This is a genomic window from Nostoc sp. ChiQUE01b (assembly GCF_034531255.1).
Classification (GTDB): Bacteria; Cyanobacteriota; Cyanobacteriia; order Cyanobacteriales; family Nostocaceae; genus Nostoc.
This window is the reverse complement of sequence record NZ_JAVRBM010000151.1, coordinates 1-9,726: the sequence shown is the minus strand read 5'-3', so window position 1 is coordinate 9,726 and position 9,726 is coordinate 1. Positions and strand designations below refer to the sequence as shown.

Here is a 9,726-nt window from a genome sequence, read left to right as displayed (position 1 = left end):
ATTGGTCATTGGTCATTGGTCATTGGTCATTGGTCATTGGTCATTGGTCATTGGTACATACCCCGTCTCTTGTGATACCCTAAGCTTACTTTTATGGTGGGCGGAAAAACTCTGTCTTTCATTGGACTAATTCAAACGACGTTAAAGAGTGAGCGTGGCTTCTTTTGGACAAATGACAAATGACAAATGACAAATGACAAATGACAAATGACAAAATCAATTTTGCTGATTGGTAGCAACGGTCAAGTGGGTAAGGAACTAGAACAAATACTCTCATTATCCGGCGATATTATCTCAGTAGCACGCCCAACAGTAGACCTTGCTCAACCCGATACCCTGTGCAAAGTTATCAGATCGAAGCAGCCGCAAATCATCATTAATGCCGCCGCTTATACTGCTGTAGATAAAGCTGAAAGCGAACCCGAACTTGCTACCGCTATTAATGCTACTGCACCCCTAATTCTTGCCCAAGAAAGCCAAAAATTAGGAGCTTTTCTAATTCATATTTCAACTGATTACGTTTTTGATGGCAATGGCTATAGCCCTTACCAAGAAACCGATGCGACTAATCCTTTAAGTGTCTATGGTAAAACCAAACTCGCTGGAGAAGAAGCTATTCAAGAAACTTGCGCCCATCATCTCATTCTCCGCACTGCTTGGGTTTATGGAACCTTTGGCAAAAGTAACTTTGTCAAAACCATGCTGCGACTAGGTGCAGAACGCCAAGAACTGCGTGTTGTCGCCGATCAAATTGGTAGCCCGACTTGGGCACAAGATATAGCGGCAGTTATAGCCCAGATGATTCCCCAGTTAAACCCAGAAATTAGCGGCATTTATCACTACACTAATAGCGGCGTTGCTAGCTGGTATGACTTTGCCGTTGCTATTTTTGAAGAAGCAGAACAACTAGGCTTCCCTTTGAAAGTTGAAGGTATTTTCCCCATTACAACTGCCGAATATCCCACACCAGCCCGTCGCCCTGCTTATTCCGTCCTGGCTTGTGGAAAAATTGCCGCAATTTTAGGGACTTATCCTTCCCATTGGCGACAAAGACTTGGGCAAATGCTTGCAGATTTGAAAATTGAGCATAGGGCATAGGGCGTTAGGAGTGCTGAGTGCTGAGTGCTGAGTTAGGAGTTAAGAGTTAAGAGTTAAGAGTTAGGAGTTTTGTTTATCTCCTTGTCCCCTTGTCCCCTCATCTCCCTTATCTCCCTCATCCCCCTCATCCCTTTCATCTTCCCCATTCCCCACTCCCCATTCCCTACTACCTTTGACTTTTTAATACTCCCGTTTCATGTTGCATGGGCAAGACATCTAAAATATCAGTTTGGGAACAATATTTTAAATCTTCTTGACAGTCAAGGCGCAACAATCGTTGACCGTGACTAGCTTGGTGAAGTAATCCTAATAAGTTATCTTGCCATTGAGAGTAAAGAGCGATCGCACTAATTACTTCATCATTACCAGCGAGTTCTTCAGGTGACAACTCGGTTTGCTGCAAAATACTATGAGCGATCGCACCTGCACAAACTGTATCCTCTAAAGAAAAACTGCCTTCCCAACCAGAACCGACAATCCACACTGTCTCTGGTTGCAACTCTAGAAGAAATTGCACCACCGCTGCTCGATTAATCAAGGCTGCTGCTAATAGATTTGGGGAGTCTTGTACCCGTTGTAAAGCACGAGTGCCATTTGTGGTACTAATAAACAAACGCCGCCCTTGGACTAATTCTGGTGTGCAGTCGAGGGGAGAGTTACCCAACTCAAAACCAGCTACCTTTGCGCCACCGCGTTCTCCAGCCCGCAGACGTTTTTCAGCAGGCCATTTTTCGCTAACTTCAATTAACCGATCTAAATCGCTGAATACTTGTACAGCTTCGCCTCCAGCTGCCAAAACTGTCGCAATTGTGCTAGTGGCTCGCAAGACATCGACTGCGATCGCACATTCTGGCGCTTTACCCGTTGGAGTCAATTCAGGAGTGTGGTATACGAATAACTTCACGCGCTGGATATACCTAGTTTAATAATACTGTCGCAAATAACATTCTACCTAGTTGGTGTCACTAACTATAGTTACAATTGCTCAAGGAAAATTTTTTACCATAAAAATACAACATGTATCTCATTCAATACTATAGATGGGAGTGGGGGAGTGGGGGAGATGGGGGAGATGAGGAAGCAGGGGAAGCAGGGGAAGCAGGGGAAGCATGGGAAGCAGAGAACAATAATTAATAACCAATGCCCATGCCCAATACTTCGGCTTACCTCGGCTCTGCTCGGCACGAGTCGCTCGCTCAGTACAAGTGCCCCATGCCCCATGCCCAATAATATAATAAATGCTCAAAAAGCTCATTTTTATGATTTTAGACTTTCAGACTTGCTGCACGATCTTGTAATCTAAAACAAGAAGTCTAACAGTTATTGGGCATTAGGCATGGGAAAGAAGCAGAGGTCTAGTAATCAGGGGTTTTAGGAAAAGACTTATTGCAACTTCCCCATCCCCCTCATCCCCCTCATTTCCCTCATCCCCCTCATCTCCCTCATCCCCCCACTCCCCACTCCCTATTAAAATTGCTATGGCACCTTTACCCGACTACCGCCCTAAACAACTATCTTTAGGCCCGTTGGAAGCGGAAATTTTAAATATCATTTGGGAACTTGGTTCAGCCACAGTCAAAGATGTACACGATCGCATTTTGACCGATCCCAACCGTGAATTAGCGTATACTTCTGTCACCACCGTTTTACGTCGCCTCACTGATAAAGGTTGGCTGGCCTGCGATAAGAAGGAGCGGGCATTCTATTGGCGGCCAATGCTGAGTAAGCAGCAATCAGAAGTCATCAAAGCTCACGAGCAGTTACAGCGATTTTTGGCGGTGGGGAATCCCGATGTTGTTGCTGCCTTTGCTGATAGTCTGGATGAAGCAGCTAGTGAGCAAATAGCAGCGATCGCTAAACGCATTCAATCTGCACGCCAAGCCAGGGAGGAACAATGATGCATCTAATAATGATTTTGAATGCTTTGGCAGTTGCCTGGTGGTTAAGATCCTCTTGGAATCAACCCCAAGGTAATTGGAGTCTACGGTGGCAGCGATCGCTATTTTTGTTTCTCTTCCCGCCCTTGCTAATTTTCATGACTGCGATCGCTGTGCTATTCATGGGGCCTCAAGGACAAATGGGCGGGATGTATACAGGCTCAATTAGTTATTTCCTAGCATTAATTTATCTGGCATTTTTTGCCATTTCATGCATTAAACTTGCTTTCCAGGGTTGGCAGTCTGTAGAATCTGCCCGTAACTGCCCCTTAGTGAATGTTGGTGATAGACGGGCCAGACTGCTGCAAACGGGCGCGTTGTTTGCAGGTCAAATCGGTTTTTGGCAACCAGAACTAGTAGTTAGCCAAGGATTAGTGCAAACTCTCTCACCAGCTCATTTAGAAAGCGTCTTAGCCCATGAGCAAGGGCATCACTATTATAGGGATACGTTCTGGTTTTTTTGGCTGGGTTGGGTGCGTTCTTGCACTGCATGGTTGCCGAATACAGAGCCTTTGTGGGAAGAATTGTTAGCCTTGCGCGAACTCCGCGCCGACGGTTATGCAGCATTGCAGGTAGACCCTCTGGTGTTAGCAGAATCACTTTTATTAGTGGTTAGTAGCGGCCCCGTCTTATCGGAAATTTGCTGTGCTGCATTAGGTTCCTCTGGTGTAGATCGTTTAGAACAAAGAGTAGAAGCTTTATTAGCACCACCAGAACCAACCCCAGAAGCTCAATTGCAATCTTGGCATGGCTTTCTGTTGGCGTTTCTGCCTCTACTGACTGTGATATTTCATAGTTAAGTTGAATTTAGCAAGCTATTACAGCACTAAATCGTGATGTTTTTAACGAGAATTATGATGTTTGTAACAAAATCGTGGTGTTTGTAACAAAAATCATCTTGTTTGTAATAAAAATCGTGACGTTGGTAATGAAAACCTAGTGTTTGTAACAAAAATCGTGACGTTGGTAATGAAAACCTAGTGTTTGTAACGAAAATCGTTGTGTTTGTAACGAAAATTGCGATAAAAACAAATTAACAAGCGGTAATTACGAATTACGCTTATTCTTCTTCTAGCAACTGTTCTATATATTTTTGTACTAAAGGCACTTGAAAAGCATTGCCTTCTTGAGTCAAAATCTCTTTTCGCGCTAGTTTGCGGACAACACCTTTATCTTGCGGTGTGGGAGTTTCCCCGTGGATTATCCGGCGCAGGAGAGAGCGATCGCTTTCTGCTGAACTCGTCCATAATTCCCGAAAATACTGAACGCCTCTGGCAAGCACTTGAGGAGTAATCTCTTGAACATTTTGTGCAGTGGCTTTTACTGTATCTGCATTTCGTTGGTTGTTTCTAATATCGCCGTTTAGCGACTCCACCAACTCGTAACATACCAACTGAACAAGAAAAGGCTGACAGCGAGTCAGTTGGATAATTGCATCTACAGCAGTTGGTTCATATATATTGGTGAAGTTCTCCACTGGATGTAAAATCAAATCGCGGGCTTCTGACTCTTGCAGGTAGGTCATTCGCAAAGCACGGGTGTTAATTAAATAGTCACTCCAGTAATCGTCAAGTTCAGATAACTCGTGTGAACCACTAAAAAGTAAAATCCAGTTCTGGTGGTGTTGCAGCAGGTTACGAATAAAATTGAGTGGCGCACGGCTGCTTGTTGCTTTCACTACTTCATCCAGGCGTTCATATTCATCCAGACAGAGGAGAAATCGCTGACCACGGTAGCTGCGTTCTATTTCTGTTAACCAAGTTTGCAGCGCGGGAAATGGATCTTCAGCTAGTTTCTTGGCATCTGGATTAGGCAAGTATACTCTGCGGGGTAATCGCCGTGCAGCTTCGATAATTTGTTGAGCTAAATTTTCAGCCAATCCTTTTAACGTTGTGGCTGATGCTGCACCCTGTAAATCTACCAGCAAAGGTACAATATCCGAGCCAATTCTATAAGGTAGATATTTCAGCGCTGAGGTTTTCCCTGTCCTCCGCCCACCATAGAGTAACAGCACTGGCGGTTGCTCAGAAAGTGCCAAGGTTTCAATTTCCCGAAAGATATCAATTCGCCCTTTGAAACGATTCTTTGCTGTTTCCGGGTCTAGCGAGTTACCAGCAATATAAACTTGCCTAATTTCTTGCGATCGCTGTGCCTGTTCCTCTAAAGTGCGCTGTGCCGTTTCTAGTATAGTTAGCCAGCTTTGTGCAGTGTTGCCAAAAGAGACAGCAACGTGAGCATTTTTTGTCAAAGCTAGACTTTGCGCGAGTTGGCGTAATGCATTGATGGGAATATTGAGTAACTCATATTTACGATAAGGTGAAGTTGCTTCCTCTGATGCCCGTACATTCTGACTAATATCCAAAAATTGAGGTAGGACAGTGTCAAGTTCCTTCAGTGCTGGTGAGGGAATCCACGCTAGTTGGTTGGCAATCTCCACAATATCGCTCAACCTTTGACAACGATTGAGAGTATCTACAGCAATACCATAAATTGCCTGTACTGCAACTTTTTGCTGATTAGTGGATGTAATTAGATAATTTATAGTCTCAAGGGCAGCTATTGGGTTCTTTCGATAAGCCTCTACAATCATCACATTTATGAAAGGCAGAGGCAAAATAATCAATTCATCAAAGCGAGGGGGCAGATATCGCAAACAATTTACGCGCTTTCCATTGGGAGACAACAAGAACAAAGTAAGTATCCATAGTAATTCTGGCAACCAGAAGTAAACCCGCAACACACCGAAAATCCACGCCACGCCTACCGCCACGCCTCCCGCCACGTTTACCGTCACACCTACCGCCACACTGAACGCCACGCCTATCGCCACGCTCGCCACGCGGAACGCCACGATTCCTGTCATGCCTACCGCCATGCCTATCGTCACGCCGAACACCAGGCTGAACACCATGTTCGCCGCGTCGATCCCCACGCCGAACGTTATGCCGAACGCCACGCCGAACGCCACGCTTAACGCTATGTTGTTATACACTACGCCCAAGAACACCACGCCGAACGTCATGCCGAACGCCACGCCGAACGCCATGACGATCGCCCCATTGCTGGGCATGATTCTGTTCATCTACACTCAAAGCTGCACCAATTGTAGAGCGAGTTGGTAAGCGCGACAGTTCAATAGCCTCATCTGTAGTTAGTTCTTTCAAAGAAATCGTATGACCAATATTGAAAAAACTAGAGACAAACCGATGCTCGTTAGCATAAACATCCAGTTGTTTACGGGAAGCCACCACTAGCATCAAGGCGTTGCTATCCATCAGCGATCGCAAATTGTCATAAAATCCATTATCGAATTCCTGGGGATGGTTTAAAAGGCTTTTAAAATCATCCAGACAGAGGACAGGTAGCTTTCCTTGCTGTTTCCATTGCTTAATCGCATCTGAAAATGCTTGACGATTCAGCGGTTTAATTCTCAAGGGATTTTGAAGATTACTTTGCCGCCATCCACTCACACAATCCAGTAAACCTTTAGCTACTGCTTGATAGAAACCCGTTTCAGTTTGGCAATTCCCATCCCGTAACGATAAATAAATTACCACATAACGGTTAGGGTCTGATACTTGCTGCTGCCAAGTCAGAACGAAATAATGCAGCAACGAAGATTTACCAATGTGCTTGTCATCAACTATATTGATACTTGTAGGCTGATCGCCCTTCATCCGAGATGCGATCGCGTGTAATTCATCTTTACGACCGACAAACAGCCTGGGATCTTCAATCATCCCCGCAGCCACAAAAGGATTGTTAGGCAGCGCTCCAGAAGTCATGTAAAGGGTTTATCCTAGTTTCAGCAATTTAAGTGCAATCACCTAAAAGAATAGCACTAGCCCGATAATGTCTTTGCGATCTGATTCTTGAATATGTGCTTTTGCCATATCATGACAAGCCACATTCAATACAGTTCAGTTAAGGTTTTTTGATGAAAATTCTAGATCACAAAGACGCGATAAATCGCCGTCAAGACGAAAGAGCGATTTGTAGAGACGGCGATTCATCGCGTCTCTTGCCTTAAACGTGGTATTTGAGAAAAATATTTATTTGACAAATGACCCAATGTTTACTGCTAAGAGTGCAGAACAAACCATTGAAGCGATCGCCAGTTTCCTGAAATTAGATTAACCTCAGAGCAACCCCTTTAGCACCTTTGCCAAATACTCATACTGCTCTAAAGTATTGTAAATCTGTCCCCAAATCCTTACCAAAAGCCGAGTCAAGCGACCACAAACCTCTGATGAATAATCTAAAATTCAAAATTTAAAATTGCTAAACTCCCCAGGCTGGATTCGAACCAGCGACCAATCGATTAACAGTCGATCGCTCTACCACTGAGCTACTGAGGATCACTCACGATTTATAATCTTAGGGCTAAAAATAGGATTTGGCAAGTGCTTTCGCCAATATTCTTTTAGATGCTTAACTTAATTATAGAAATTTTACAGCCAAAATCTATTCAGGAACTTAAGCAGAGACTGTTAAATACTAAATATCTACTGTAATCCCATTCGTAATTCAGCCAGACGCTGCCGCGCCTTAGCATCAATGGCATTAGCTAAAAACCTACTCTTAGATTGTTTGCGCGTATGATACTTTTGTCGCATCCGGCAGACGGTGGTTTCCACTTCACCACAGAGTTGTTGTGCTGACAACCATTCAGCCCCATACCCTTGTATCATCAACTGCTGTGCCCGATCTGATGTAGCGACAATCACACGAGAAATCAAAGATTGAGCTATTTGCTGGCGAAAAGAAGCGCAGGATTTTTCAATATAAGTATCTGCTGTTTGCCCAAAATCAGTGTAATAAACAGATAAAAGCTCAGTAACAATTTCTTTATTACTAGAAGTATTCTGATATTGGGCATCAAAAACGATCTGAGTTGTGTAACCTTGAAACGCACTATAACCAGTCATCGCTTCCACAAGTTCGCCCCGTGCAGCCTCTAATCCAACGCTATCACGCGTTTTTTTAAGGCAAGGCCAAGCGCCTATGATATTGTAGCCGTCCACTAACAAAACGGCTTGGAGTAAGGAACGGGGCATGGTTTTTAATCACAATTTTCTAGAGTTAACAAAATTCATTCATAAGTTTTATAATAATTGATGCATAGTCTGTAACACTATGCTACACAGAATAAAAAATACGGCAGCCTCACACACAAAACTCAAACCTAAGACAGACGCGCCAACTTAAAACGCGCCTTTCAAATAAAGGCGCGTTGTAGTTCTTTTTTATTTATTTACTCAGCACTCGTTACTCAGCACTCAGCACTCAATTAAGAGGCTTCGCTGTGTACTTCCATCAGACGTTGCTTGAGACGTTGAGCTTCACCACTATCAACCAAAGAGCCTTTTTCTAGCAAAAAAGCGCCATCACAGTAATTTAACTCATCTAATCGATGTGTTACCCACAAGGCTGTAATACCTCGATTTTTGACAAGGCGGCGGACACCAGCAACTAAATCCAACTGGCTATCTGGATCTAGTAAGGCAGTGGGTTCATCTAATAATAAGACTTCACAGCGACGGGCGATCGCACCTGCGATCGCGACTCGCTGTTTTTGTCCCCCAGAAAGTGCATAGATAGGGCGTCGTTGCAAGGTAAGCAAATTCACCGCTCCTAACGCCTCCTCAACCCTGGCTCTGGTAGCAGCAGGTGGCAACTTTTCTTCTACCAATCCAAAAGCCACATCAGCACCAACCGTTGGCATCACCAGTTGATGATCCGGATTTTGGAAGACAAAGCCAACAGGGTGCAAAAGCCGAATTTCGCCAGATTCAGGAGCTAATAACCCTGCCAGCAGTCTCAGTAAAGTAGATTTTCCGCTGCCATTTGTACCCAAGAGCATCCAAAACTCACCCTTGGGTACTTCTAAAGAGCAAGATTTGATAACTTTCTCTCCATTAGGCCAACTGAAATTTAAATCTTTGACCTCAATGCCCACTTGATCCATTTGTCAACCTTGGTTACTCAGCAGCTACAGCGAAAAAGCCAGGTGGTCTGCCGCCACCAGGGGTTGTACCATCTTTTTGAACAATCTGCACCCCAGAAATTTCACTAGCGCGGACAGCAATTTTTTTCTCTGTCTTGCCCTCGCACTTGAGTTCTACAATGTCAGGGTTCCCAGAACGGAGTGCTGCCAAAATTAGCTGATAAACAGCCTCAGCATCCTCTGCTGACTTACGTTGTACCGAGATAGGGAAAGCAGTGTTTCTGATGCTTAAATCGATGGTAAACATTTAGCAATAATCAAATTTAACTGTGGACTCATTTTAGCGTCAGCTGAGTGATTCTAGGGAAATGGGGATTGGAGACTGGGGACTGGGGACTGGGGGCAGAGGGGAAAACTCTTCTCTCTTGCTCCCCCTGCTCCCCCTGCTCCCCCTGCTCCCTCATCTCCCCCTGCTCCCCCTGCTCCCCACCTCATCTGAGTCAAAAATTAATTTTTATGAGAAAACCCCTAGAAAAATTAGCAATTTACACCTAATATGATTAAAGGTGTGTAAAAAATTGTAAACTAGGTTAACAACCCGGTTAACTTTCTGCTTATAGAAGGCTTTTTTATAGCCGTCTATAATACAGATACAACCTGTACTTATAAACATTTGGAGATTTGCTCTAATGACCATCGCAGTTGGACGCGCGCCCAGTAGAGGGTGGTTTGACGTTCTAGACG

General features: G+C 44.3%; 9 protein-coding genes and 1 tRNA gene. 3 read left to right on the top strand and 7 right to left on the bottom strand.

Features of this window, described 5'->3' with window-relative positions; all coding sequences use genetic code 11:
* The first annotated feature begins 207 nt into the window (after positions 1 to 207).
* Positions 208 to 1,098 (top strand): dTDP-4-dehydrorhamnose reductase, encoded by an 891-nt coding sequence (gene rfbD / locus RMY63_RS40415; protein ID WP_322734051.1) that lies wholly within the window; start codon positions 208 to 210, stop codon positions 1,096 to 1,098.
* A gap of 166 nt (positions 1,099 to 1,264) precedes the next feature.
* On the opposite strand, the gene RMY63_RS40410 is transcribed toward rfbD, so the two are convergent.
* On the bottom strand, positions 1,265 to 2,002 hold the full coding sequence (locus RMY63_RS40410; protein WP_322734050.1) for a 2-phosphosulfolactate phosphatase family protein: 738 nt from the start codon (positions 2,000 to 2,002) through the stop codon (positions 1,265 to 1,267).
* Positions 2,003 to 2,576: 574 nt separating this feature from the next.
* On the opposite strand from RMY63_RS40410, the gene RMY63_RS40405 reads away from it, so the two are divergent.
* Together RMY63_RS40405 and RMY63_RS40400 are read left to right on the top strand one after the other, a co-directional pair.
* Positions 2,577 to 2,996, top strand: coding sequence for a BlaI/MecI/CopY family transcriptional regulator (locus RMY63_RS40405; protein ID WP_012410866.1), 420 nt, complete (start codon positions 2,577 to 2,579; stop codon positions 2,994 to 2,996).
* A complete protein-coding gene (locus RMY63_RS40400; protein WP_322734052.1) occupies positions 2,996 to 3,835 on the top strand; it encodes a M56 family metallopeptidase in 840 nt (279 codons plus the stop codon). The genes RMY63_RS40405 and RMY63_RS40400 overlap by 1 nt, the downstream gene beginning before the upstream one ends.
* Before the next feature lie 260 nt (positions 3,836 to 4,095).
* On the opposite strand, the gene RMY63_RS40395 is transcribed toward RMY63_RS40400, so the two are convergent.
* From RMY63_RS40395 to RMY63_RS40370, 6 genes are all read right to left on the bottom strand, one after another.
* Positions 4,096 to 6,117: an ATP-binding protein gene (locus RMY63_RS40395; RefSeq protein ID WP_322734049.1), complete on the bottom strand. Its 2,022-nt coding sequence runs from the start codon at positions 6,115 to 6,117 to the stop codon at positions 4,096 to 4,098.
* Positions 6,020 to 6,820: an ATP-binding protein gene (locus RMY63_RS40390; protein ID WP_322734048.1), complete on the bottom strand. Its 801-nt coding sequence runs from the start codon at positions 6,818 to 6,820 to the stop codon at positions 6,020 to 6,022. Before RMY63_RS40390 ends, RMY63_RS40395 begins: the two co-directional genes overlap by 98 nt.
* A gap of 501 nt (positions 6,821 to 7,321) precedes the next feature.
* Positions 7,322 to 7,393 (bottom strand) — tRNA-Asn (locus RMY63_RS40385).
* A 147-nt stretch (positions 7,394 to 7,540) separates the two neighbouring features.
* On the bottom strand, positions 7,541 to 8,092 hold the full coding sequence (locus RMY63_RS40380) for an NYN domain-containing protein (protein WP_322734047.1): 552 nt from the start codon (positions 8,090 to 8,092) through the stop codon (positions 7,541 to 7,543).
* A gap of 233 nt (positions 8,093 to 8,325) precedes the next feature.
* Positions 8,326 to 9,003 (bottom strand): energy-coupling factor ABC transporter ATP-binding protein, encoded by a 678-nt coding sequence (locus RMY63_RS40375; RefSeq protein WP_322734046.1) that lies wholly within the window; start codon positions 9,001 to 9,003, stop codon positions 8,326 to 8,328.
* Positions 9,004 to 9,016: 13 nt separating this feature from the next.
* Entirely contained in the window at positions 9,017 to 9,289 is a 273-nt protein-coding gene (locus tag RMY63_RS40370) for a hypothetical protein (RefSeq protein WP_322734045.1), read from the bottom strand.
* Positions 9,290 to 9,726: the final 437 nt, after the last annotated feature.

Coding starts and splice junctions, on each gene's coding strand:
- rfbD (WP_322734051.1), top strand. CDS start 208: ATGACAAAATCAATTTTGCTGATTGGTAGCAACGGTCAAGTGGGTAAG.
- RMY63_RS40405 (WP_012410866.1), top strand. CDS start 2,577: ATGGCACCTTTACCCGACTACCGCCCTAAACAACTATCTTTAGGCCCG.
- RMY63_RS40400 (WP_322734052.1), top strand. CDS start 2,996: ATGCATCTAATAATGATTTTGAATGCTTTGGCAGTTGCCTGGTGGTTA.
- RMY63_RS40395 (WP_322734049.1), bottom strand. CDS start 6,117: ATGAACAGAATCATGCCCAGCAATGGGGCGATCGTCATGGCGTTCGGC.
- RMY63_RS40390 (WP_322734048.1), bottom strand. CDS start 6,820: ATGACTTCTGGAGCGCTGCCTAACAATCCTTTTGTGGCTGCGGGGATG.
- RMY63_RS40380 (WP_322734047.1), bottom strand. CDS start 8,092: ATGCCCCGTTCCTTACTCCAAGCCGTTTTGTTAGTGGACGGCTACAAT.
- RMY63_RS40375 (WP_322734046.1), bottom strand. CDS start 9,003: ATGGATCAAGTGGGCATTGAGGTCAAAGATTTAAATTTCAGTTGGCCT.
- RMY63_RS40370 (WP_322734045.1), bottom strand. CDS start 9,289: ATGTTTACCATCGATTTAAGCATCAGAAACACTGCTTTCCCTATCTCG.